Below are 547 nucleotides of genomic sequence, written 5' to 3'. Positions count from 1 at the left end.
GGCGCCGCCGGCGCGTATTGCTCGCGCCATCGCCTTGTAGCTGTCTCCCTGATCCGCACTGTTGGCCGTATGCAGCGTCTGCTTGTCAGAGCCGGAGCAGGCCGATGTCCCACCCCAAGCGCTTTGACTGACGATGACCACCTCGTTCCGACGCCGCTTTAATTCCACCGCCGCACGCAGCCCCGCCGCACCGGAACCGACCACTACACAACCGCTGCGATAGACCGGGACTTGAAGGTCGCCGTGGACCATTGTACCGGACGGAGCCGTCTCCGACCGTAGTCGCGGCATATCGACATCGGTCATGGCGTCGAGAATGTGCTGCGGGAGGTCAATCGTCATAAGACTGCTAAGATCCTTGTGTCATCAGGGAGCGCATTTTTGCCAATCACATGAAACGCCAACCGGATGTGCCAGCACGCATTTGGCCGATCAGTGCGTGCATGCGCGGGATATCTTGGCCGACGAGAACAGCCGGAAATCGTAACAGTCGCCCCCCATTTCCCTGCTCACTTCGGGGCGGCGGATCATGAGTGCACCTATTGAG

1 protein-coding gene is annotated in these 547 nt (G+C 60.5%); it reads right to left on the bottom strand.

Translation table 11 applies throughout. The features are described 5' to 3' along the window. The coding region (locus EH240_RS37415) for an FAD-binding protein (protein ID WP_125007290.1) at positions 1 to 342 on the bottom strand (342 nt) is incomplete at its 3' end. Positions 343 to 547 lie beyond the last annotated feature (205 nt).

The sequence above is a fragment of the Mesorhizobium tamadayense genome (assembly GCF_003863365.1).
Lineage (GTDB): Bacteria > Pseudomonadota > Alphaproteobacteria > Rhizobiales > Rhizobiaceae > Mesorhizobium > Mesorhizobium tamadayense.
Note: the sequence above shows the minus strand (reverse complement) of the source record. Positions and strands in the feature narration are given on the sequence as shown.